Here is a 24,330-nt window from a genome sequence, read left to right as displayed (position 1 = left end):
AAATTTAGCTTATGAGAGTGTTGATGCGGGTTATAGTATCAGGCCATTTTGCTTCTTCGATATCGGCCCCGTAATAATTTAAGACCTGGCTTGCCAAAAAATTGCCGGCTTTTGCCCTATTTTCAAGGCTTGCTCCTTTAAATAGGGCGTATAAGTAGCCGCTTAGGAAAAAATCACCTGCGCCGGTTGAATCGACAACGTTTGTTTTTACAGCGTCTTCCTTATGAATTTTACCGTTTTCAGCAACGTAACAGCCATTTTTTCCGTTAAGAAGAATCACTTTACCGACTGATTTATGAAGTTTTTTACAGGCATTTTCAGGATCAAGGCCGGTTAAGCTTTGAGCTTCTTTTGCGTTGGCTACTAAAAGTGAAAGGTCTTGAAGATTTTCTTCGATATTGGATCGAAAAGCATTAACAATTTCAAAGCTTGAAAGATCTAAAGAAATTGGGATTTTGTTAGCTTTGGCAAATGAAAAAATTTTCTCGAAAAGAGAGGGGTTTGCCATTAAATATCCTTCCAGATGAATCCAGCTCGCCCTTTCTAGAGAAGAAAAAGAAATGTCTTTTGTAGAAAGGTATTGGCTTGCGCCAATAAAGGTGCGCATTGTTCTTTCCCCGTCTTCAGTAACAAGGCATGCTGAAGTGGATGTCGGGGCAGCGGATTCTGAAAGATGGGTTTCAACTTTATGCTTTCCCATATCCCTTTGAAAAAATGAACCGATGGGGTCGCGTCCTATGCAGCCAAAAAAAAGGCTGTCGAGACCTAGTTTTGCAAGTCCTTTAAGCATATTGGCAGCGCTTCCGCCGCTTGAAATCGCTTTTGGCGGCCCTAAATCTATGATCAGAGAAGAAAACTCTTCAAATGAAACAAGTTCCATTCCGCCTTTAGAGCCGCCGCTAAATCGAAGCAAATCCTTTTCGTTGACATGGAGTAGATAATCCATAATGCAGGCGCCAATACCAACGACTACAGGCTTCATTTATTTTCCCTTGATGGTCAACATTTTCGAAATATATTCTTTATTGGCTATCATATAATCAAATAAAGAAAAGAGGGTATAGGTTACCGCAATACCGGCAATCCATGTGCTTGCGTATTGGAGGGTTTCTTTTGAAATTTCACCTCTGCCGTAGGGTATAAGAAGGAAAATGATCAAAATAGCGCTTATTGCTTGAATGAGGGCTTTGGCTTTTCCGCTCAGTCTTGCAGCCAACGCAAACCCTTTAAGTGCGCAAATAGTCCTAAGCGTGCTCACGATAGAATCCCGCCAGGCAAGGGCAAAGACATATATCACAGGAAGAGAAACGGGTTCTTGAGTAAAGGCAAGAAATACGGCAAAGCGCGAAACACTGTCAGCCATCGGGTCCAAAATTTTACCAAGATCAGTGACTTCTCCATACTTTCTTGCTAAATACCCGTCTAAAAAATCTGAAAATTCCAAAACTGCGACCACCAAAAGAAGAGCGTAAGGGAGGCTTGCCAAGTTTAGGTTAAAACTATCGTGCCATAGATAAATTATTAGAAATAAGGGGCTTAAAATTACCCGCAACAAAGTTAAATAGTTTGCTAAAGTCACTTTCTTAAGGATCTCCTCTAAGAAATATAAAAATAGAGATTTTTCTTTCTACTATACATAGATGAAAGTATCTGCACAACTTACCAAATCAGGGTTTTAAAAGAGATTGAAAGCTAAGGCAAGTTCGACCTTTTTAAGATGCTTTGGAACGCCCTGATAAATTCTTTTATTTTTACGTTGAAAAAAAATCGGTGGAAGCGGTATCGTTTGACCTTAATGCTCGATTTTATTGGGGTGTAGCCAAGCGGTAAGGCAGCGGTTTTTGGTACCGCCATGCGAGGGTTCGAATCCTTCCACCCCAATTTGTGCGTCAACTAAGGCCTGTATTAATCAATGCCTGATATGCTTGGATCAAGTTTTTTGTTGTTTGCCGGGACATCTCACCCAGAGCTTTCGGCGGAAGTAGCAAAAAATTTAGATTTGAAATTAGGCAAGGTCAATATACAACGTTTTCCAGATGAAGAAATAGATCTTCAGGTATTGGAAAGTGTTAGAGGTCGTGATGCCTTTGTTTTACAGACTATCGCCCTAGATCCCAACAACTACTTAATGGAGTTGTTGATCTTGATAGACGCTCTAAAGCGTGCCTCTGTCAACTCGGTTAATGTGGTTATTCCCTATTTTGGGTATTGCCGGCAAGACCGAAAAGCTAAGCCCCGGTGTCCCATCACCGCTAAGCTTGTAGCCAATTTGCTTGAAAAAGCAGGGGCTACAAGGGTTTTAACAATTGACCTTCATGCTGCACAGGTAGAAGGTTTTTTTGATATACCCGTTGACAACATTCACGCAAGATCTGTTTTAGCGGATGTCGTCCAAAGCAATGTCGATAAAGATTTAATTGTTGTAGCCCCGGATGCCGGCAGTGTTAAACTGGCAAGGGACTATGCAAATATTCTTCAGACAGACTTTGCAGTGGTCGATAAAATACGGATAAACTCAGATGAAGTAGAGGTCGTCACGATCATTGGGGATGTTAAAGGAAAAAACGTTCTTCTCGCTGACGATATTTGCTCAACAGCAAGTACTATAGTGTCAGCAGCGAAAGCATGCCGAGAGAAGGGGGCGAAGCGCATATTAGCAGCCGTGACACACGGTTTGTTTGTTGGAGATGCTGTTGAAAAGATTGAAAAGAGTCCTATAGACCTATTTTTTGTTAGCAACACCATCCCAAAGACTGAAAAAGTTAAAAATGCGACTAAAATACGCTATGTTTCGATAGCGTCCTTTCTCTCTAAAGCCATCCGGTTTGTGTTTTCCAAAGAATCCGTTTCTTCTTTGACAAATTAAAATTTTAAATTAAAAACCGCTCCTTTTTTAATAAATTGGTTTTTTTAAAGTATTAATTTCTGTTATCCTAGTGGCCTTGTAAAATAACGGTTTAGAGTTAAGAATACCCCTGTTTTAAGGAAAAATAAGAATTTGACCGGAAATACCGGCATCTGAAGCAAAAAGTTAGCGTTTTCGAAGATAAAGAAGATCGATTCATCTCGTTAGCTAAAGAAAGCTTTGACTCTTGCTTCACCATGAAGATTATGATTGGAGGAAATATGAAACTATCTGTTTCAGCTCGTTCTTTAGAGAAAAAAAGAGAAACCAAAAGAATTAGACGCGATGGTAAGATCCCGGCCGTTTTATATTCTGGTGGAAAAGAAGGTTCAGCGATTGCAGTTGATGCAAACCAATTTCAAGCGCATTTACGCCAGCTCAAAAAAGGTCATTTGCCAACAAGCAAATTTGCCCTTGTGGATGAGAATGGCAAGACGCGTGAAGCTATCATCAAAGACATTCAGTATCACCCGACAACTTATAGCGTTGTCCACCTTGATTTCGAGGAATTACATTCAGATGCACGAGTTAATGTAAAAGTGCCTATCGAGTGTACCGGGGTTGCAGATTGTCCGGGAATTAAATTAGGCGGCGTTCTTAGACAAGTTATCCGCTACTTAAAGATCAATTGCTTTCCTAAGGACATTCCTTCGAGCTTCCAGGTAGATATTTCTTCTCTTGGAATCAAAGAATCCATGCGCCTAAAAGATATCAAAATAGCAGAAAGCATCAGACCGCTTGTCGACTTAAATGAAGTGGCGGTAGCTATTGTAAAACGATAGGTTAAAGGGAGCGTTTCTTGAATAAAGCTGGTTTCCAAGTCTTTATTGGCCTCGGAAATCCGGGCGTTCAGTATAGAGACACAAGACATAACATAGGTGAACGGGTGCTCAAGTTCTTCGCAAGCGAGATGGGGTGGCAGTTTAAATATGAGAAAGAATTTGTGGCAGAAGTGGCCGTTGGAAATTATCAAGGAAATAAGATTTATCTCCTTTTTCCCCATACTTATATGAATGAAAGCGGACAGAGTGTCCGCCGCTTTTTGGACTATTTCAAAATTCCGAAAGAGGGGCTTGTCTGTATTCAAGATGATGTCAGTTTGCCTTTCGGAGCCCTTAGGATAAGAAAAGCAGGCGGCTCCGGTGGCCATAACGGCCTCGGCAGCATTGAAGCTCATTTGGGCACACAAGATTACGTAAGGCTTAAAGTTGGCGTTGGCGCGCAAGAAAAAGGTAGAAATCTTGCAGACCATGTCTTGGGCCGGTTTACTGCGGAAGAAAGTCAAGAAACCCCGGCTCTTTTGAAAAAAGGGAGCGAGGTACTGAAAAGGCTTCTTTCGGAGGATATCCAAAAAGTTATGAATGACGTGAATAAAATTATCAAACAGTCGAACAAAGACCTTCCTTGCGAAGGCCAGGAGAACTGTCAATGAGTGAACAGAAACAAAACCTTTATGAAGGGATGTACATCATTAGCGCGAAGCTAAGCGATGACGCTCGAAACAAAGCATTCGAAAAAATCAAGCAAGGGATCACATCGAAAGGTGGGGAGATCCAAAAGGTGCACGACCAAGGTAGAAAGCGTCTTGCCTATGAAGTTAATGGTCATAGGGAAGGTTATTACTACTTAGTGTATTTTAATGCGCCTACTTCCAGTATTTCAGATCTTTGGAAAGAATACCATATTAGTGAAGATTTAGTACGATTTATCACGCTTCAAGCGGAGCAAGTCTTAGACAAAATCGAATTCAAATCCTTAGCTGAAGAAAATTAAGGAGGCAACCCATGAACCCGAGAAGAATGAAGGGATCTGATTCTAGATCTAAAAAGAAAAAACGCTGCCCCTTTTCAGCAGCCGGCATTAAGCATATCGATTATAAAGACATCGATACGCTCTCAAAATTTATCACGGAGCGAGGAAAAATCCTTCCTAGAAGAATTACAGGGGTTTCAGCCCATTATCAAAGACAACTCGCAAGAGCTGTTAAACGTGCTCGACATATGGCTCTCTTGCCTTTTGTCGCTGAAATGTAAGAAGGAGAGGAGTTCCTATGGCAACAAAATTGCTCTTAATTGAAGATGTTGAAGATCTCGGCAGAAGCGGCGATATCGTTTCTGTTAAAGAAGGCTATGCGAGAAACTTTCTTTTGCCAAGAGGCGTTGCAGTGATGGCGGATAAAAACGCAATCCGACGCCAAGCGGCTTTAAAAGAAGCAAGACTTCTTAAAGCAATCGAAGACAAAAAAGAAGCTGAAGTCTTGGCAAAACGTTTTGATGGCTTAAACATCACAGCGATTGTTAAGGTGGATCCTGAAGGCCACATGTATGGTTCTGTAACGGCTGCTGAAATTGTTAAATTGATTGAAGATGAACATAAAATTGCTCTTGAGAAGCGTTATGTCCAACTTAAGCATCCTATTAAAGAACTTGGCGTCCACCGCATCGACCTTAAGTTGAAAGAAGGGGTTCCTGCTACAATTACTTTAAAAATTGCGCCGGAAAACTTTGAAGAAACTGAAGCTGTCGAGCAGGCAAAGTCAGACACCGAATAACGATGTATTAAAGCCCTTTTTACTTTTTTCTGATCCTCAGTAAACAGTAAATCGGGTTTTACTTTTAATAGCCGTCTTTCGAAACTCCATTCGATTATTTAAATAGCCATTTTAATAATCGAATGGAGTTTCGAAAGAAATCTAATATAGTTTTTAAAGCAATCTAACGATTGTGAGCTTTGGTTAATATGGCTGATCTAACGCTTCTCTCACCGGCTAAAATCAATCTTTTCTTAAAGATTGTTTCCAAAAGAAGCGATGGCTATCACAACCTTTATTCTCTTTTTAAAACCGTTTCTTTATTTGACCGCCTCACGATCAACCTATCAAAGAAAGATCGAATCACAACAACCAATAGTGAAATTCCGTGCGATAGCAGTAACTTGGCCCTAAGGGCGGCACATCTTTTCGCCAAAAATTATGGCAAGCCCATCCCTCTGGATATCCACATTGAAAAAAACATTCCGGTGGAGGCAGGTCTTGGCGGAGGAAGCAGCAATGCGGCAACAGTTCTTTTTGGTTTAAACGAGCTTTTAATGCGTCCTTTTTCAAACGATCAACTCAAGGAAATGGGTTCTCATCTTGGATCTGATGTCGCCTTCTTTTTTTCTAAAGGGTGTGCTCTTTGCAAAGAAAAAGGAGATGTGTTTCAAGATTTTGATCTAGTTGATTCAACTGAGATCACTCTTGTAAAACCTCACTATGGATTAAAAACCCCTGACGTTTATAAAGCTTTTCAACTTCAAGAATCGACCTCTCCTTCCTTGCCAGAAATTGAAAACGAGCTAAATTTACAGAAAATCCCTTTTTTTAATGATCTGGAAAAACCAGCCTTTTTTTTAAAACCGGAAATGCGAATTCTCAAAGAAAAAATTGAACAAAGCGGGTTTAAAGCAGTTCTTATGAGCGGTTCCGGCTCAAGTTTTATCTGTCTTGGAGAAGGCTTACTTTTAGATAGCGACCTTTGGAGAGCCAAATGCCGGTTCATTTCCCGAAGTGAAAATGGATGGTATTAATTTTTCTTCCATAGATTTAAATTGAGTTCTTTTGAAAAAGAGATCATTGATTTAATATAACTTTTTCCATAAATCCGAAAAACGACCCATTCAGCGATTATTCTTATGAAAATTTATGATGACCAGCTAATTGTTGTGACAGGGGGAGCAGGTTTTATCGGCTCTTCTGTTATTCGCGTTCTTAACGACCAGGGTTTGAAAAATATCATCGTCGTCGATGAGTTAAAGCGAAGTGATAAATGGAAAAATTTAGTCGGAAAGCAGTTTCTTGATATCGTCGAAAAAAACGAATTCTTTAGCTGGCTTGTCGGTAAAGAGAGTGAAATAGAAGCCTTTATCCACCTTGGCGCTTGTTCTAACACCCTTGAAGATAATGCGAGCTATCTTCTTGAAAACAATACTAAATTCTCCCAAAAACTTGCCGATTATGCATTGACAAACGGCCAAAGGTTTATTTACGCCTCGTCAGCTGCAACTTATGGCGATGGCTCCCAAGGTTTTAGTGTCAACGAGAAAGAACTTATCAAATTAAAGCCCCTAAATATGTATGGCTATTCCAAGCATCTTTTTGATCTCTGGCTTCAAAATGCAGGGGTTTTGGATAAAGTAGCCGGCCTTAAATATTTCAATATATTCGGGCCAAATGAATGGCATAAAGGCCGCATGGCCTCTGTTGTTTTACAAATGCTTCCTCTTGCTAAAAAAGAAGGGGTGATTCGATTATTTAAATCCTCGGAAAAAGAAAAATACCCGGATGGTGGCCAAATCCGTGATTTTCTTTATGTTAAAGATGCCGCCCGAATGACAGTGCAATTTTTAGAAAATGATGCAGGCGGAATTTTTAATATTGGCAGTGGGAAAAAAACAACCTGGAATGAGCTTGCGGAAAGTATTTTTTCAGCCTTAAATATAAAAGGCCATATTGAATACATTCCGATGCCGGAAGATCTTATCGGTAAATATCAAAACTTTACACTCGCAGATATGAGCCGAACAAAAGAGGCGCTTTCCACGTATGAAGAGCCAATGTCTATAGAAAAAAGCGTAAAAGATTATATTCAAAACTATTTACTCCCTTGTAAAACATGGTAAAATTAACCGGATCTTTGGCAAATCTTAAGCCTTCAAAAATTCTCGTGGCAGGGGATTTGATGTTGGATAGCTATATTTTTGGAAAAGCTTCGAGAATATCTCCTGAAGCTCCGGTTCCCATCTTAAAAGTTTCAAGTGAAAAGCAGCTTCCTGGAGGCGCCGGCAACGTGCTTTTGAATTTATCTTCCCTTGGGTTTCAGCCTATAGCTCTTGGACGGGTAGGTTATGATAAAGCGGGAGATGAGCTAAAAGAGATCCTTCAAAAAGAAGGCGTCGATGTTAGGGGAGTCATCTCTGATAGACGATCGGAGACTTCTATAAAACAGCGAATCATAGCTGACAATCAGCAAATGATAAGGCTTGATCGCGAAGAAATAAATAGCCTCTCAATAGAGGCTGAAATGCAAGCGATCCGTTTATTGCCGGAGCTTTTAGAGGGTGTGTCAGCGATCGCCCTCTCTGATTACGGCAAAGGTTTTTTAACCGATACTTTGATAAAAGAAATTGTAACCCAAGCCGCTTTACGAAATATTATTATCATTGCCGATCCGAAAGGACGTGATTTTCAAAAATATTCGGGAGTTTCAATTTTAAAACCTAATAAACTTGAAGCTTATCAGGGAGCCTCGCTTGATTTAAATGAACCCTTGGACAAGGTGGCTGAGTTTATTTTTGAGAAAATTGCGCTAGAATGGCTTGTTGTGACACGCTCAGAAGAAGGGATCTCGGCTTTTTCAAGAAAAGGGGAGCGCATCGATTTTCCTGTAATTTCAAAACAGATAAAAGATGTGACGGGAGCCGGTGATACGGTGCTTGCCATGATGACTGCCTCTCTTGGAAGCGGCTTAACTTTAAAGGAGGCCATTTCTCTATCAAATGTGGCGGCCGGGCTTGCTATAGAAACGATTGGATGCGCTAAAATTTCACTTGGACAGATGGCTTTTCGGCTAACAGAGTTTGATTCCCAAAGTAAAATTTATGAGGAAGAGCATCTTTTTGCTTTAAAGGCGGCACTTCTTGAAAGACCTTTTCAACTGCTTGCTTTAGAAGGAAATGAAAATTTTTCTACCGAGTTATTTTCAAGCCTGCAAGAGCTTACCCAAGTCCATAAAATGCTTGTCATCTACATCAAAAATGAAAATCCCTGCCGCAAGTTATTGACGCTTTTAGCTTCCCTGCAAGAAGTCACTTTTATTGTGATAAAAAAACGCACTCTCCATCATGTGGTTTCCCATGTAAAGCCGGCTTTTGTTTTTGATTTAAATAAAGGCGCCTTAAACCCTCTCGCTCTGCAAGACTTGCTGTACTTGTAATTTTTGAATAAGGGAATACCGAGAGGAAAAGTTTTATTTCTTGCCTTAGCCTTATTTCTTTGATAAAACTAAGTAAAATACAAGTTAGGTTTCCTTATGCCCGATCAAAATCCGGAATGGCAATGTCAGCCCGAGGCTGAAGATTTTTTATTAGGGATTTTAGAAGAAGCGAAGAAGCAAAACCCTGTATTAAAAGATTTCGATAAGGATTTACTTGAGAAAACAAGCACCCGCCTTTTAGATTGGATTGATTATCTTGTTATTTCAAAATCTGATGAAAGCGAAGAGAAACTTGATAAAAGCGGATTTAGACCGGAAAGTTCTACCTTGCACTATCGAATTTTTTCACACCCTGGAGCCCTTTTACCTCGCGTTGTTGTAAAGGATGTTGGCAGTAATATTGAGGAAATTGCGATAAAAGTCGATTCTATCCCTGAATTTTTAATGATCAGAGGAATTAGTTCCGAAATAGTGGGTGCTCCCTTTAGTCCCTTTCGAAGAGCCCTATTTTCTACTGAATTTACCCCGCTTCTTAGCGTTATTGAAAGAAGAGGTTCTACTCAAATAGAACCAACCTCTGAAGATAAGGGGTATGACAGAAAGTATCTTTTGGCAAAAGAAAAGTGGATGACTCGTCAGAGAAATTTAAGCGATGAAGATGAAGCGATGCACCTAACCCTTCTTTTAGCGGAAGAAATTGTAGAGGACTTAGGGCAAGATCTTGCCGCCTGTTTAATTCTTGAATGCGAAAGAATTTATTGGCAGTCAAGAAATCAAGCAGGCCAAATTCAGAAGTCTAGACAGGACCGATTGGGCCTTGGATGGGCTAATCACGATCACCATACTTTCCGCTCTTCAAGAAAACGCTTTAGCCAGCTTGTTCGTCTTTTTGAAATGTTAGGCTTTCATTGCCGGGAGAGGTACTATGCCGGCAAAGAAGCAGGCTGGGGGGCTCAAATTATGGAAAATCCAAGAGCAAAGCTTGTACTTTTCTTAGATGTCGATCTTAAATCCGATGAGATAGAAATTGACTTCGCCCATAACCCATTAGAGGAAAAAAAAGAGCTTGGGACAATCGGACTTTGGTGCGCTCTTCATGGAGACTCAATTTTACAGGCCGGGATGCATCATTTGGAGGCTCAGTTTGAGTTCAATCATTTAAAAGAGGACTTAAATAATTTGGGGGTTAAAGTAATGGATCCCTTCAGTAATTTCCCCTATCTAAAACAAGCGTTTACCCAAGGGGAAATGTGGGCTGTAAATCCGGCAAAGGTAGAGTCCTTACTTAGTAAAGGTTTAATTTCAAAAGCTCAAGCCGATCAATTTATCGCTAAGGGAGCCTTGGGAAGTCATCTTGAGAATCTAGAGCGAAAAGAAGGGTATAAGGGCTTCAATAAAAATAACGTCAGCGTTATTATCAAAAAGACGGATCCGAGAAAAGCTTAAGTTCTTTTGCACATCTCAACTCGGTTTTTTAAAATAAAAGTTCAATTCTTCATAATTCCTTAATCAAAATCTAGTATTAATATAGCACAAAAAAATAAAACCTCGGCAATAGCGGCATTTATATTTAAATTTTTTTTTGATAGCTAATAGTTAATAATTTAAATGTTTTCGGTTAATGAATGATCCACTCAAATAATCAGCAAAGATTCCAATACCTTCCTTTTGAACACCCGAATGAATTTTTCAATAGAAATCCGGGATGGCGTCATGCTTTTTATATGGCTGCGAGAGCATTTGATGCTTATGAAAATCCTGAGAATAGAAACAATTTAGGGTGGGAGGTCATGCGGGTTAAAGAACAAAATCCGGGAGATTCTGCCGGGCTTGTGATCTCAAAAACGGTGAATGGCCAGTTAAATTTCATTCAGGAAGAGAAACAAAGTTTAATAGTCCGCATTATTAGGGTGTTTGGGGTTTTTTTATTAAATCTGGCAACCCTTGGTTTGTTTAGTCTTATCTCTCACCTTATTAACCAAAGAAAAATTGAAGCTGTTTCAAAAGAACTGGCTTTCAATCAAGAGTTTAATAATGAAAATGTTAGTCGAAGTTTAAGGACAAACGCAAGCTTTGAAAAAATGGAAAGATCCATTCAGAAATTGTCTCAGCTCAGTCCAATGGATTTAACAGAGTCTAGCCGCTTTACTCTTCCTTTTGAAGAGCAAAAGGCTCATGAATCTTGGATGCGGCGGGAAAATTTACTTTTAAGCGAATTTATTCAAGATGCCGAGAATAAAAGACAGCTTCAGCTCGAAAGAGAAAAAGAAAAGACTAAAAGTTCAGTTTCAAATGAAGGATGGGTTGAAGGCTTATATAGGAAAAGGGATACTGATCCAACCGATATTCCCGGAAAATTTCAAGATAGTTTTAAAAGTAAGAAGTCCATTTACAGCGGCAAATGGGTTAACGATAAAAAGGACATGGACTCCCTTTTAGCATCCACATTTGATCACGCTTTAAAAACGCTTCTCGAACTCGCTAAACGTACCGGTATTCATTTTAATAAAAGTAGAAAGCTCCTCTCAGAAACAGTTATAAGCGGAGATATAGAGCTTAGGAAGCACCAAGATAGCCTAAATGCCGTTCATGCTTTCATGGCTTTTTTACTAGTCAATCAGGCCGGTATGGATCGGGATTGCCGTAATAATCTCAGGCTTTTGTTAAATGATTATGGCCTTTCAGTTAGACCATCGCTTGCCTTTAGAACCAAAAATCCTGATTTAAGCAAAAATCCTGAAGGACCAAAAGAAATCATCCTTTTTAAAAATAATGATGATTGGACGCCACGTAAAGAAACGCTTGTTCCTTTTGGCGTGGACCCTTTTGGCGCAAAATGGTGTCTTGAGCGCTTAAAAAAACATCATCACCACCTAATACATCTTTTACTTGAACCCTTGCTTTCTGATGATAACCCGATTCTTCAAGAAGCAAAAGCCTTGAAAGCCTCAAATTCTGAATTGGGAGTTCTTCTCAAAACAGCTGAAAGCTTGCTTAGTGATATAGGGGCAATTTTTTTAGAGAATTATGGCGCCATGATTTTAAAAAAATGGGACGAATTCGCAACCGATGACAGAGCTTTGCCTTTTTGTAAAAATGAAAAATCAGTTGAAGAACAAGAAATCGATGAACTGAATTCAATCACAAGCTTTGAGCCCCTTAAAAACCCGCTTTTCTTTAATATGAAAGATTCTCCTCTTTTTCAAATTCTGGAAAACACAAGGAAACTAATAGAGCCTATCTGGACCAATCTGCCTAATGTTTTACAAAAGAAGTTTAATGACTCTAAAGGCTTGATAGAGCTTGGAAAAGTAAATGGCGGGCTCGATGATATTAAAGATCAATATTATTGCATGCATTTAAATATCAATAATGAACGCTGTCTTTTTTCAGCGTTGGCGGTTTGCCTATTGCAGGGAGCAAGGTCAAAAATGAACCTTGATCCTAAACTTTTAAAACAAGCGATCGCAGCATACCTCATGTCCGGGGGAAATAAGAGCCCAAGAATACAAGCTCTCATAATAGCTGAAGTAAAAAACTATAGGCTAAATTCAATAAAAGAATATGTCGATGCTTTGTTAACAGACCGCATCAACCCGGCATTATTCGGTACTTTGGAGCTGGAGCTTATAGCGAATGCCTTAGCTATCCATATTGAGGTCTTTAGAACTGGGGCACCTTACTCTATTATCGGGGGTCGAAAAACTTCATCCATTCATTATGGGCCCAAAAATGCAGAAACGAGAATTGTTCTTTTTTGCAAACCGAATAATACTTTTTATGCTCTTTTTCCAATGGTAAAAAAACCGATCGGAATGGTCAGGACACCTGAACAAGCAGCCTTGCAATTTGCAAACCTTTATTGGGGTGCTAATAATAATATTGAATATAATCAATGGTCTTCTTTCTCGTATCCAAGACAATCGAATTTATTTTAGGTATTTATGTCCTTTGAAAATTTAATTCCTCCCTTTTCTCAAAACTATCCTTGCTTGGTTCCTGATCCTCAAAATTATTTGGACAGCAACCCGAATGTGAGAGAAGCCATAAACCTATATAAAGCATGCTATCCCATTGAATTGAATGAAGGGAAACTTGCCGCGGCTTTTATGGATTTAAATGCCGCTTCACAAGATCCTCCAAAACAACTTGTGGCAAAAATGAATGCCGCTTTTCCCATCTCTAATTTTTCTAAGTATAGCTATATAGAAGTTGAGAAAACAACGAATGTCGCTATCCTTATTTTAAAAGCGATAGGCATCTTTTTTTTAAATGTTTTGACTTTGGGACTTTTCGGTTTGCTGCTCAATAATATAGAAAACTATAAAATAGAGGAACTAAACCAAGAAAACCGTATAGCTTGTAAAAATATTGAAGCTTCAGTTTTGCAAGCAGCTCAAAAGAAAGAACCATTAGCCATGATCTATGACGCAAAGCTTGCCGGTTTTATACAAGAATGCTATCGACTTAACCTCTCCGTAGATCAATTTACAAGACCTCTTCCCTCTTCAACCTATTTACATTTGGAAGAGAAAAATCAAGAATTGAGGACCAAGCTTTTAGAGCTTGTTGAAAACAAAAGAAAAGGTGAGACGCTCCCAAAGGAAAGTAAGTTTACAACGGAGTGGATTCCTTCCGCTTATAAAGGAGGCCCGGATGAGCCTCTTAATATCGATGGCAAATACCGTGAGATTGTGAAGCCCGTATTTGAAGGGGGTCGATGGATTCCAAAAGTTACTAAGACGACTCAAGGAACCCATGTTAACAACAAAGCAACAATGCCAGAGCTTATAAGTTCTGTCTTTGATTGGACAGTAGACTCTGAATTACCCCATCTTGAATCTCAGGGAATCGGCATCCGCTTCAATAATAGTTGCAAGATGATCGAAGAACTTCAAGAGGTTGAAGGTTTAGGCGCTGAACTAAAGTATAAAGATAACCTCATGGCTATCTATAAATATATGGCCTTTCTTATAATTGATGCCGGAGCTTTAGATACCGATTGCAGCGGTAATGAAAAACTAATTTTAAATAATAGGGAGCTATCAGTCGCTTCCTCTAGGCCCTATAAAGTCAAAGATGAAAAGGGACAGGTCACTATTCTCTTTAAAAACTTGGATGACTTCTCACCTATTAATATCCCGGAGCTTACTATGGGAGTAGACCCTGTAGGCTGCAAGAGAGCTCTTCATCAGCTTGAATCCAAAGAATTGATTGAAGCTTTTAAAATCCTCCTTTTGGAAAGATTAATCCCGGAGGATGACCTTGCTTTGCAAAAAGCAAGAAAAATAAAAGAAGTCCCTAAAAATAGGGAACTCTTTAGGGTTGCCGAGGAATTGATACATGAAATAGCCTTCCTTATTAAAGAGCGCTATAAGGATGTTATAAATTTAAAGTGGAACGATTTTGCAACCGATGAAACGAAAGAGCCTTTCTATAAAGGGTGTGAAGCAATTGTTGCAAAAGAGCCTCTTATTGAATGGAATTTAATCGATTTTCCAATCATTGCAACCCTTGATGCACAAGCAATAGCAGTGATTGAGTCAACTAAAAAGCTTCTTTCTCTAACGTGGGAGGGGATTTATAACGGCCTTTATATTAAGGCTGCAACAAAGGTCAACCTTGTTTTGGATAAAAATGCAGAAAAAGCTCTTGGCCAGCTTCAAGGCCATTTTCATGTGATTCATGTGGAAGTACCAACAGGTCCAAAGGCGACGGGGTGTCTTTTCTCAGCCCTAGCGATTTCCCTATTTCAGGGAGCCAATCAAAAAAAACAGATCAACCCCAATTGGATTAAAGAGGCGCTTCTCACTTTTCTTACTCAAAATAGAAAGGCTTGGCAAGAAAAAGTGAGCGAGCACACTCGTCTTACAGGGAGATCTAAAGCCGGTTGGACAGTGGAACAATATGCCGAGCATCTTCAAGGTCTTGCTGTAAAACTAAGGCCGGGTCAAAGTGAGATAACAGACTTTGATTTAGGCGAGCTTGAGCTTGAGTTATTTGCAGAAGCTTTTGGTATCAGGGTGGAAGTTTTTGTTACAGGTCAAGCGGCAGGATTTGAGAAGGGAGAAATAAAATCCACAAAATCTTTTGGCCCTAATACTAAGGAAAAAATCATTCTATTTAATGCCAATGGCGTTTCTTTCTATGCTCTTTTTCCTAAATTAAAAGATGCTCCGGGAAATTCTTTGGCAAAAATACACGAAAATCGTTTTTGGGGTTCGAACAATATGAGTAGAATCGGGTCTAACAGGTTTGATCTTTTCCAACTTTAGTTATTCATGAAGTTAAAATATTAAGAACTTCACCCAAATGAAGAGCTTTTTTTTGAGTCCCAAAGCTTATTTGATTTCTGCAAGAGAAACCATTGGCTAAAAGGATGGCATCATCATTTAGCTTTTCGATGTAAGGCAATAGAACAAGATTGCCGATTTTCAGGGATAGATCAAAATGCTCTTTTTCATACCCAAAGGAACCCGCCATCCCGCAGCAGCCAGAAGGGATGATTTTTGGATGGATAAATGGGAAATAGGAAAGGACCTCAAGCTCCGGATGCATCCCTAAAAGAGCCTTCTCATGACAGTGTCCGTGAATAAAGACCTCAAGTTTTGATAAGGAAAGCGGTTTTAAAAGATGTGGTTCTGATTTCAAATGTTTCACAAGAAATTCACTTAGGGTCATCGATACAGAAGCAATTTGCTTTAAAGGCTCTATCAAATGGGGAGCTTTATTGCCGGCTAAAGAGACCAGATCTTCTTTTAAAGTCAGGATGCAGCTTGGCTCTATGCCGACAATCGGGATTCCTTTTTCAGCATAAGGATAAAAGGTTTCAACCAATTTTTTGGCTTTTTTTAAAGCGTCTTCCAAGAGGCCCTTGGAAATTAAAGTTCTCCCGCAGCAACTATAGCTTGGAATGATGACATCGACTTCCATTTTATCAAATAAAGAAAGAAGGCTCATGCCTATTTCAGGGCAATAGAATTCATTAAAGGTATCATTAAAAAGAACAATTTGAGTTTTATCACGAGAAGGGGTGTTTCTTTTTTTAGCAAGTTTTGAAAAACGAGTGATAGCAAAATCTGGTAAAGGACGATAGGGTGTGAGCCCGATTTTATTCAAAAACTCTTTAATAAAGGGTTTACTTTTAAGTTTGTTAGAAGTTTTTGGAAAAAGAGAAGCAAACTTTGAAAGATCGCCTATTTTTCCAAAAAGATTGTCTCTTAATGAAACGCCCTTCTTTAGATTCCTCTGATAAAGAACTTCCGATTTCATTTTCGCCATATCTACGTGAGATGGGCACTCTGTTTTACAGCCTTTGCACTCTAAACATAAGTCTAACACTTCCATGAGTTCATCACTTGCAAGGCCTTCTCTTCCAAGATCCCCCCTTAGGAGCCGTCTTAAAGTGACAGCCCGCGCCCTTGTTGTGTCCCGCTCATCATTTGTCGCTTGAAATGAGGGGCACATGACGCCTTCTTTTTTTCTGCAAAGACCATTTCCATTGCAAAGATCTACGGATAATTCAAATCCCCCTTCTTCTTTAAAATCTAAGAAAGTGGCCATCTTCCCATCTTCCGGGCTTTTTCTGATATTTTCTAAAGGATCGGGTCCGTCTACAATTTTTCCGGGGTTCATCAAAAAGTCCGGATCAAAAGCCTTTTTAATCTCTAAAAAAGCCTCGTAAAGTGATTCTCCGAATATTTTTGGATTAAGCCAGGACCTTATAAAACCATCTCCATGCTCACCGCTTAAAGTGCCGTTATATTTAAGGAGGAGGGGAACTGTTTTTTCCATCAAATCTTTGAGAAGAAGCCTCTCTTTTTCATAACGTAAATCGATATAAGGCCTGATATGCATGCAACCTGACCCAGCATGCCCATATACTCCTGCTTCCTTTCCGTGTTCTTTAAGTAAAGTTAAAAACTCTTTCATAAAGCCGGCTAGCTGATTTGGGTCTATTGAGACATCTTCAAGAAAGGCAACCGATCTGCTATAATCTCTTTTAGAAAGAAGAAGGCCAAGACCTGCCTTTCTAATTTCCCATAGCTTCTTTTGAATTTTTGCTTCTTTAAGAATAGAAGGGTTTAAGCCTGACTTTTTCAAAAAATGATAAAGCTCATCTTCTTTTACTTGTAGCTCATCATAGCTTTCAGCTTCTAATTCAAGGGCTAAGATGGCTTTGGTTTGATCAGGGTCGTACCAGGAAAACTCCTGAGTGTCTATTCCGGCTTTTAAAATATGATCGTCAATAAGCTCCAAGGAAATAGGATTGAATTTTAGAAGGGATGGAATATGTATGAACAGGTCTTCCAGGTTCTTAAAGCTAATAACTGTGAGGGAGGTTTTTAAAAGATCCGGAACAATATTTAATTTTATTTTAGAAACAACACCTAAGGTGCCTTCCGAGCCAGCAATTAACTTTGCAAGATTAAAGGTATCCGTCTCTTCTAATAGAAAATCCAGGCCATAACCTGAGACATGCCTTGGAATGTTTGGAAAGCGTTTTAAGATTTCTTCTTTTTTTTGATCTAGAATAGAAAGAACCGTTTTATAAATTCTGCCTTCCTCTCCGGAAAGCTTTGATTTTTCTAAAGCTTCCTTTTTAGTCATGGCTTTTAGATAGAGGGTTTGGCCGCTTGCTAAAAGGAGCTCGGCTTCAACAATGTGATCTACCATGCGCCCATATTTTAGAGACCTCGATCCGGCAGCATTATTGGCAAGCATCCCGCCTATTGTGGCTCGGTTTCCGGTAGAAGTATCAGGCCCGAGCCTAAATTTATGCGAAGCTAAAGCATGATTTAAATCATCTTGAACCACTCCCGGCTCAACAATTGCAAATTTTTGGGCAATATCAATTTCCAATATTTTGTTAAGAGATTTTGAGCAATCAATAATAAGGCCTTTCCCAAGGCAGGCTCCTGTAATTCCAGTGGCCGCGCCTCTTGGAGTGATCGGGATAGACCATTTTTTTGCAATAACTAGAGCTTCTTTTAGATCCTTTAAAGAAGAAGGCAGAAAGACGGCTAACGGTTCAAGCTCGTAAATAGAAGCATCTACACTGTAGACAGTTCTTGAAACAGCATCGACTAAAAGGGTGCCTTCTGTTTTTTGTCTGATCTCATCAAAAAATTGTTCCATTCTATTTAGAAGGCCCGTTCCACTTGATGCAAAGAAGGGTGATATCGTCGTATTGCTCGCCCGATACATACGATTCGATATCCTCTTTAAGATCATTAATGATTTTTGCGATATCCTGATTTACATTTTGCTTTAGAAGGGTTTCAAAGCGCTCAATCGGATAAGCGATGTTATTGCTGTTGACAGCTTCGGTAATACCATCGGTATAGAGGATAATCATGTCACCCGGAGATAGCTGGATAGTTATTTCCAGGTAAAGAGAGTTTTCCTGTTCAAGATCATCAATAACCCCAAGGGCAATGCCGCCATTTTTTGAGAATTTTTTTACTGTCCCGTTCTTTGTAAGTATATAAGGCGGCAAGTGGCCTGCGTCGCAATAAGTAAGTGACCCTGTTTGGATATCCAACACTCCATAAAAAGCTGTGACAAACATCGCGGATTCATTGTTGTAGCATAAATAGTGGCTGACCTCTCTTAAACACTCTTTGGGGGAGGGATTCGCAAGAGCTGCCGAGCGCATTAGGGTTTTACTCATTACCATAAAAAGAGAAGCCGGCACCCCTTTTCCTGAAACATCTGCTATAACAAATCCAAGTTTATCTTCGCCGATAGGAAAAAAGTCAAAAAAATCACCGCTAACTTCTTTTGCAGAGAACATTTTCCCAAAAATTTCAATAGCTTGTGATTCCGGGAAGGGATTAAAGTTGCTTGGTATAAACGTTTGCTGAATATGGCTTGCAATTTCCAATTCTTTACGGTATTCGATCATCCTTTTTTGTGCGATGATGCCTTCTTTCAAAGAATTAAACTGATCGGTTATCTTCTCAAGTGTGGTGGCAAGGTCTTTTAAATCGATTGGTTTTGTTATAAAATCACTTGCCCCAAGATTCATGGCTGTCCGTATATTTTCCATATCGCCATAAGCTGAAATTACAACCGTTCGAAAAAGCCGGTTCTTTTCTTTAATTTTAGAAAGTAGAGTCAAACCATCCATTTCAGGCATGTTAATGTCTGTTAAAACAATCCCGATTTCTTCATCTTTATTTAAAACATCAAGAGCTTCTCGTCCGTTGGATGCAAAAATAAACTCCATTTCCTGGTTTTTAATTTGCTGTCTAAATTTTTGGCGGATTAAAGCTTCAAGGGCAGGTTCATCATCGACCACAAGAATTTTAGTTGTGGTCACAGGCTTTGATTTTAGGGCGGCAGTGTTTTTGCCAAGGGGAGAGTACTTTAATATTTTTTCTTTTAAAGCTGCAAAATCAATCGGTTTATTTACAAACCCATCAGCTTTATAGGCCATGGCTTTTGTGTGGTTTGCTTCATCACCATAGGCTGTCACCATCATGACCGGGACTTTCGGGTACATATTTTTTAAAGTTTTAAGCAGCTGAAGACCGCTCATCCCGGGCATGTTAATGTCTGAAAGAATGAGAACCGCATTAGGATCATCTTTACTTAATTGTTTAAGGGCTTCTTCTGCTGAAAAAGCAAAATAAAAATCAAAAATCCCCTCCCGAATCTCATCTTTATATCTTTGGATAAAAAGAGGTTGTGTAGCTTTTTCATCATCGACAACCATTATTTTCATGTGACAACAACCTCTTTTTCTTTTTTCGCTTTCAAGGGGATCGTAATAATAAATTCGCAGAACTCATTTTCTTTAGTGTCAAAGGTCAAAGAGCCCCCATGTTCCCTAACAATAATATTATAACTTAGCGATAAGCCAAGACCCGTACCTACCCCCGGCGGTTTTGTTGTGAAGAACGGAGTGAAGATTTTGGTTTTGTTTTCTTCGCTAATTCCCATTCCATTATCTTTTATTCGGATCCTTAAATAATTTCCAATGTTATGAGTTCGGATGAGAACATGAGGCACATAGTTTTCTTTTGAGATTCTTTTTTTCTCTTCAACCGATTGGAAAGCATTGTTTAGCAAATTTAAAAAAACACGGCTCATATCGCTTGCGACAACTTCTATGTTTTTTACATTTTCATCGAATTCTTTTTCAATTTTCACATTAAAGTTAGAATTCTTAGCTCTCATTCCATGGAAGGAAAAGTTGATGTATTCATTTAAGAGTTTATGAATGTCTGTGCTTGCCCAATCCCCGGGCTTCCCTCTTGAGTGGGCGAGCATCCTTTGAATGGTAGTATCTGCTCTTTTTCCTTGCTCATGGATGGTATTGATATTTTCTTGAAGAGTTCTCACAGACTCTTTTAGATCCTCCATCTCTTCCTGATTAAGAACCTTGGAATTATTGAGGACAAAATTATCCAGTCTCTTAACCAGATCTACTGATAAAAGGGAGAAATTATTGATAAAGTTTAAAGGGTTTTTAATCTCATGCGCAATTCCGGCTGTCAAACCACCAAGAGAGGCCAAATTTTCTTGGGCAACCAGTCTATTTTTTGTAGTTTCAAGCTGATCGATCGCCACTTCCATTTCCTGAACATGCTCTTCATGCAAGACATTTGTAAATTGCCTTTTTTCTATTTTAAGCAAAATCCAAGCCGTGACCACAATCACAGAAGTTATTAAAAAACCGATGCTTGAAGCAATAAAAGCTTGCCAGGTGTGCTCTGTATAGCTTGCAGTTGCTTGATAAACCATATCCAGTTTCAGATCGGCAAAAGAAAGCCTTTTATGCTCGGTATAGGGCTCATTCAGAAGATTCTCCAAAGAAATTTCTTTGACAGCGGCCGGCTCTCCCTCATAGCGATAAAGAGGTTTGGAGTCGAGATCTTTAACCCCCCTGTAAATAAAGACATTCATCGCGCTTTCATAGCCTGCTAGAATGCTTGATTTAATTAAAACGCTGACATCAATCATTCCTTGCATGACCCCGACGAGATCGGATTTATTTAGAATGGGTACGAAAACAATTAAATGTAAAGTTTGCGATGCTGGTGAATTTTGATCCGTCACTTTGATGGCGGCACTCACTTCTTTTGCAGAAATAGCTTTTTCATAAGCTTGGGATTCCATAGAATCCAAATTATTATAGGGATTTTTGTTTTTTGGAATCCAACGCATCAATTCAATGAAAGCATTCCCTCTCATACGATCTTCGATAAATTGAAAGGCTTCTTTTTTGCTTCCGTTAGAATCAGTTTTATATAAATAGCCGGTGGATTCTAAATCTTTTAAAAAATATTGCAGATGTTTCTTTAAAAGAGTGTGTTCGGAAGAAGACAGCATTAGAAATCTTCCTAACGTATCTTCGCTTTCTATTCTAAGAGCTTGAGAATAAACAAATAAGGAAACGATCGTTCCAACAATTCCTCGAATGACAATGGCTATCCAGGAAAAAGTAAACGAGACTTTGTCTTTAATGGCAGGGTTAGGAGGCCTTTTTTTATTGGCCGCTCCTAAATCATTTGCTGGGCTGGCACACATGGAACGTTTGTTTTTTATTTTTGTTTATAACCTTAAGGGCAACGAGGGAGCAAGATTTATTTTGAAGCTTTTAGATGAATTATTATTTTTGAAAAGAATAAATAGAGCCAAGTCCCAAAATTTTGGTCACCTCATCCAAGGCTTTTAGGTTTTCCTGAATAAATTTAGGATCGACCAAATCTTTCGGCGAGAGCCTATCTCGATAGTGCTTATGAATCCAATCTAAAAGGCGGATATAGAGTTTTTGTGAAAAAAGAACATTCGGAAAAAGTTCATCCACCTCAATTCTTTTCAAAGGAACTCGAAGTCTAAGACAAGCGGGGCCGCCTCCATTTAGCATACTTTCATTAACATTCACATAGGCCACTTCTTTGATTGGAGTCGCAGGGTCTTGAGTAAGTTTTTCTAAAAAAGCTCTTACCCTGGTGTTTTTTTGACACTCAATAGGAGCTATTAAAACCATAGACTCTTTATCTTTTTGAATAATTTGAGAATTAAAAAGATAAGTTTCAACAGCTTCTTTTAAGGAAACCTCTTCCTCTTTAACTTCGTAACAAAGAAGGGGTTCATCAAAAATTTTTTCAGCCTTTTCGTTTAGTTCTTTTAGTGCTGAAGCGCTCCCTACAAAGGCCGACTCATGATAGAGGAAAAAGAGCCTGTTTGAGGTTGAGATTACATCGTTATGAAAAACTCCAAGATCAATAGCTTTCGGACTTTGCTGAAGAAAAAGCAATCGATTTTGAAAAATTCTATGATTTCTTGAAAGAGCTTGGGAAGCTTCCAAGGTTTGCCTTGCCGGATAACGCCCCGGAGTTAGCGTAGATTTTTGGTAAACGGACCTTCCATAGACAAAGACATGCAAGCCCAAATCCCCGGGTTCTTTAAAGAATCGAAGATGGTTTGCCGCTCCTTCATCTGCAAAGACAAGGCTTGCCGGCAAAGGTTCATGAAGTTTGAAATAAAGAGGGTTATGGAAAATTTTCTTTAAAACCAAAGCCGTGTTTTGAGTTTCGATGCTTCTATGAAATTCAGTGATAAGGTTTGCCGGTGTGATATGAACTTTTCCATCTTCGCTATCTTCAGAAGGGGTAACGGTAGCTGAGTTAGCAGCCCACATGCTAGCGGATGATGAACAATTAAAAAAGAGATCGGGCGAGGTTTTATAGGCTTTTGAAATGACTTCCTCATCCTTACCTGTAAAACCTAAGGCCCTTAAAGTCGGGAGATGGGGTCTTTCCTGAGGGGGAAAAACTCCTTGGATAAGTCCAAAGTCTGACAGATAGTGAATTTTTTGAAGGCACTGAAGAGCGGCTTCCTTGGGATTAGAAATATAATCCTTATTTTTCATGGAAGGAAGATTGCCATAGGCAAGACCGCTAAAATTATGCGATGGCCCGACAAGCCCGTCAAAATTTACTTCATAGCTTTCCATGGAATCGTCATTTTTATTTTTATCAAAGCATTTTTATTATTTTTTAGCTCTAATCTTTTAACCATTCAGGGGTTGAGCTTGGAAGAATGGGAGTGTAGGATTCAGAAGAGGCGATCGGTGTGCTGCAGTAATCGACAGCAAAAAAAGCGCTCGGCCTAAGGTTTCCGCTATTTTTTAGACCGCCAAAAGAAGATTCGCTGCTTGCGCCAGTCATTGGGACATTCCAACTCAAAACGCCAGCTTTTATTCTATGTTGAAACTCTTGCCATTCTGAGTTTGATTGGCTAATCAGTCCGGCTGTCAACCCATAGTTCGTATGGTTGGCTTCATCGATCGCTTCATCAAAATTTTTAACCCTTACGATCTGTAAAAGAGGGCCGAAACATTCCTCATCGATTCTTTCATTACAGGAAGTGACATCGATAAGTCCCGGCGTGATATAGCTTTTCCCCGTTTTTAGTATCTCGCAAGGCAAAAGGCTTTTTCCATTAAGGTGGATGAGCTTTTGCTCAATTTTTAATACGTTTTGCGCAGCCTCATCTGATATCAAAGGGCCTAAAAAAGGCTCAGGAATTTGATTTGGCGGCCCTATTTTTATTTTATGGATGGCTTTAATCAGTTTTTCGATTAAATATTCGCTCCATTCTGAATCCTGTAAGATAAGCCGTCTTGCGGCGCTGCACCTTTGGCCTGTCGTGATAAATGCGGATTGAATGATAATAAAGACGGCTGCATTAAGTTCTTGAATTTCTCTTACAACAAGAGGGTTATTGCCGCCCATTTCAAGGGCAAGTAATTTTCCCGGAGTGTTTGAATAAAGTTTGGATAGTTCTTTTCCGACATTAAAGCTTCCGGTAAAAAGAAGGCCATCAAGACCGTTATGAGAGGATAGGCCTTGGCCCGTCTCTTTTCCACCTTGGATTAAATTAAAAACCCCTTTTGGTAAATCGGTCTCATCCCAAAGCTTTTTGTAAAACTCGCCTGTTGCCGGGGTTTTTTCACTTGGTTTAAAAATGATGGTATTTCCTGCAAGAAGTGCCGGTATGATGTGGCCGTTTGGAAGGTGGCCGGGAAAATTAAATGGGCCAAAAACGGCAAGGACGCCATGAGGTTTAAAAAAAGTGCTTAGGGCGATTTTGCCATTTTTCTTTTTTAAGGGCGTGATTCTTGTTTTGAAGGCGGCGGCCGAGATATCAATTTTTCGTATCATCGCATCAATTTCAGTCTTGGACTCCCAAAATGGCTTTCCGACTTCTTCTGAAATAAGTTTGGCAAATGAATCTTTATTGGCGATCAACTTATCTTGAAATTGTTGAAGGTATAAAAATCGTTCGCTGAGAGGGGTTTTAGACCATTCTTTAAAGGTGGTTTTGGCAAGCTTTACTGTCCTGTCAATGCCATCTATTGAAGTGTTAACCCCTTCCCAAAGAAGAGAATTATCGCATTTAGAAAAGGTTTTAAAGTCTGGTTTCATAAGGGCTCTA

General features: G+C 39.4%; 19 protein-coding genes and 1 tRNA gene. 13 read left to right on the top strand and 7 right to left on the bottom strand.

All coding sequences use genetic code 11. The annotated features are described in order from the left end of the window. Nucleotides 1-4: 4 nt before the first annotated feature. Nucleotides 5-982 (bottom strand): adenosine kinase, encoded by a 978-nt coding sequence (locus CSEC_RS05220; protein ID WP_041017390.1) that lies wholly within the window; start codon nt 980-982, stop codon nt 5-7. After that, nucleotides 983-1,579: a CDP-diacylglycerol--glycerol-3-phosphate 3-phosphatidyltransferase gene (gene pgsA / locus CSEC_RS05215; protein ID WP_041017389.1), complete on the bottom strand. Its 597-nt coding sequence runs from the start codon at nt 1,577-1,579 to the stop codon at nt 983-985. A gap of 230 nt (nt 1,580-1,809) precedes the next feature. On the opposite strand from pgsA, the gene CSEC_RS05210 reads away from it, so the two are divergent. The 13 genes from CSEC_RS05210 to CSEC_RS05150 all read left to right on the top strand — a co-directional run bounded on the left by CSEC_RS05210 (nt 1,810) and on the right by CSEC_RS05150 (nt 15,152). Further along, nucleotides 1,810-1,881: transfer RNA gene (locus CSEC_RS05210), tRNA-Gln, on the top strand. A 31-nt stretch (nt 1,882-1,912) separates the two neighbouring features. Continuing rightward, nucleotides 1,913-2,866, top strand: coding sequence for a ribose-phosphate diphosphokinase (locus tag CSEC_RS05205; protein WP_079977984.1), 954 nt, complete (start codon nt 1,913-1,915; stop codon nt 2,864-2,866). Between the two features lie 260 nt (nt 2,867-3,126). After that, on the top strand, nt 3,127-3,687 hold the full coding sequence (locus tag CSEC_RS05200) for a 50S ribosomal protein L25/general stress protein Ctc (RefSeq protein ID WP_041017530.1): 561 nt from the start codon (nt 3,127-3,129) through the stop codon (nt 3,685-3,687). Between the two features lie 17 nt (nt 3,688-3,704). Beyond that, nucleotides 3,705-4,337 (top strand): aminoacyl-tRNA hydrolase, encoded by a 633-nt coding sequence (gene pth / locus CSEC_RS05195; protein ID WP_053331801.1) that lies wholly within the window; start codon nt 3,705-3,707, stop codon nt 4,335-4,337. Further along, a complete protein-coding gene (rpsF, locus tag CSEC_RS05190) occupies nt 4,334-4,678 on the top strand; it encodes a 30S ribosomal protein S6 (protein ID WP_041017388.1) in 345 nt (114 codons plus the stop codon). Before pth ends, rpsF begins: the two co-directional genes overlap by 4 nt. Before the next feature lie 11 nt (nt 4,679-4,689). Next, on the top strand, nt 4,690-4,938 hold the full coding sequence (gene rpsR, locus CSEC_RS05185) for a 30S ribosomal protein S18 (protein ID WP_041017387.1): 249 nt from the start codon (nt 4,690-4,692) through the stop codon (nt 4,936-4,938). A gap of 17 nt (nt 4,939-4,955) precedes the next feature. Then, the gene (gene rplI, locus CSEC_RS05180; RefSeq protein ID WP_041017386.1) at nt 4,956-5,456 is read left to right on the top strand and encodes a 50S ribosomal protein L9; all 501 of its coding nucleotides are present in this window, start codon (nt 4,956-4,958) and stop codon (nt 5,454-5,456) included. A 188-nt stretch (nt 5,457-5,644) separates the two neighbouring features. Continuing rightward, nucleotides 5,645-6,472, top strand: coding sequence for a 4-(cytidine 5'-diphospho)-2-C-methyl-D-erythritol kinase (gene ispE / locus CSEC_RS05175; RefSeq protein ID WP_053331800.1), 828 nt, complete (start codon nt 5,645-5,647; stop codon nt 6,470-6,472). Nucleotides 6,473-6,577: 105 nt separating this feature from the next. Next, nucleotides 6,578-7,564 carry an ADP-glyceromanno-heptose 6-epimerase gene (rfaD, locus tag CSEC_RS05170; RefSeq protein WP_041017384.1) on the top strand — a complete coding sequence of 329 codons (987 nt, stop codon included), beginning with the start codon at nt 6,578-6,580 and terminating at the stop codon, nt 7,562-7,564. Continuing rightward, nucleotides 7,558-8,877, top strand: a complete 1,320-nt coding sequence (locus CSEC_RS05165) for a bifunctional heptose 7-phosphate kinase/heptose 1-phosphate adenyltransferase (protein ID WP_041017383.1) — start codon at nt 7,558-7,560, stop codon at nt 8,875-8,877. The genes rfaD and CSEC_RS05165 overlap by 7 nt, the downstream gene beginning before the upstream one ends. 96 nt (nt 8,878-8,973) lie before the next feature. Continuing rightward, the gene (locus CSEC_RS05160) at nt 8,974-10,323 is read left to right on the top strand and encodes a hypothetical protein (protein ID WP_041017382.1); all 1,350 of its coding nucleotides are present in this window, start codon (nt 8,974-8,976) and stop codon (nt 10,321-10,323) included. A 179-nt stretch (nt 10,324-10,502) separates the two neighbouring features. Then, nucleotides 10,503-12,815 (top strand): OTU domain-containing protein, encoded by a 2,313-nt coding sequence (locus tag CSEC_RS05155; RefSeq protein ID WP_041017381.1) that lies wholly within the window; start codon nt 10,503-10,505, stop codon nt 12,813-12,815. Nucleotides 12,816-12,821: 6 nt separating this feature from the next. Continuing rightward, nucleotides 12,822-15,152 carry a hypothetical protein gene (locus CSEC_RS05150; protein WP_041017380.1) on the top strand — a complete coding sequence of 777 codons (2,331 nt, stop codon included), beginning with the start codon at nt 12,822-12,824 and terminating at the stop codon, nt 15,150-15,152. Nucleotides 15,153-15,156: 4 nt separating this feature from the next. On the opposite strand, the gene CSEC_RS05145 is transcribed toward CSEC_RS05150, so the two are convergent. From CSEC_RS05145 to CSEC_RS05125, 5 genes are all read right to left on the bottom strand, one after another. Then, complete coding sequence (locus tag CSEC_RS05145; RefSeq protein WP_237559208.1) at nt 15,157-18,084, bottom strand: FAD-binding and (Fe-S)-binding domain-containing protein; 2,928 nt, start codon at nt 18,082-18,084, stop codon at nt 15,157-15,159. Continuing rightward, nucleotides 18,017-19,606: a SpoIIE family protein phosphatase gene (locus CSEC_RS05140; RefSeq protein ID WP_053331799.1), complete on the bottom strand. Its 1,590-nt coding sequence runs from the start codon at nt 19,604-19,606 to the stop codon at nt 18,017-18,019. The genes CSEC_RS05145 and CSEC_RS05140 overlap by 68 nt, the downstream gene beginning before the upstream one ends. After that, the gene (locus CSEC_RS12645; protein WP_053331798.1) at nt 19,603-21,414 is read right to left on the bottom strand and encodes a sensor histidine kinase; all 1,812 of its coding nucleotides are present in this window, start codon (nt 21,412-21,414) and stop codon (nt 19,603-19,605) included. The genes CSEC_RS05140 and CSEC_RS12645 overlap by 4 nt, the downstream gene beginning before the upstream one ends. 82 nt (nt 21,415-21,496) lie before the next feature. Beyond that, nucleotides 21,497-22,846, bottom strand: a complete 1,350-nt coding sequence (astB, locus tag CSEC_RS05130; protein WP_041017378.1) for an N-succinylarginine dihydrolase — start codon at nt 22,844-22,846, stop codon at nt 21,497-21,499. 49 nt (nt 22,847-22,895) lie between these two features. After that, entirely contained in the window at nt 22,896-24,320 is a 1,425-nt protein-coding gene (locus CSEC_RS05125) for a succinylglutamate-semialdehyde dehydrogenase (RefSeq protein WP_041017377.1), read from the bottom strand. Nucleotides 24,321-24,330 lie beyond the last annotated feature (10 nt).

It is taken from the genome of Criblamydia sequanensis CRIB-18 (assembly GCF_000750955.1).
Classification (GTDB): domain Bacteria; phylum Chlamydiota; class Chlamydiia; order Chlamydiales; family Criblamydiaceae; genus Criblamydia; species Criblamydia sequanensis.
Note: the sequence above shows the minus strand (reverse complement) of the source record. Positions and strands in the feature narration are given on the sequence as shown.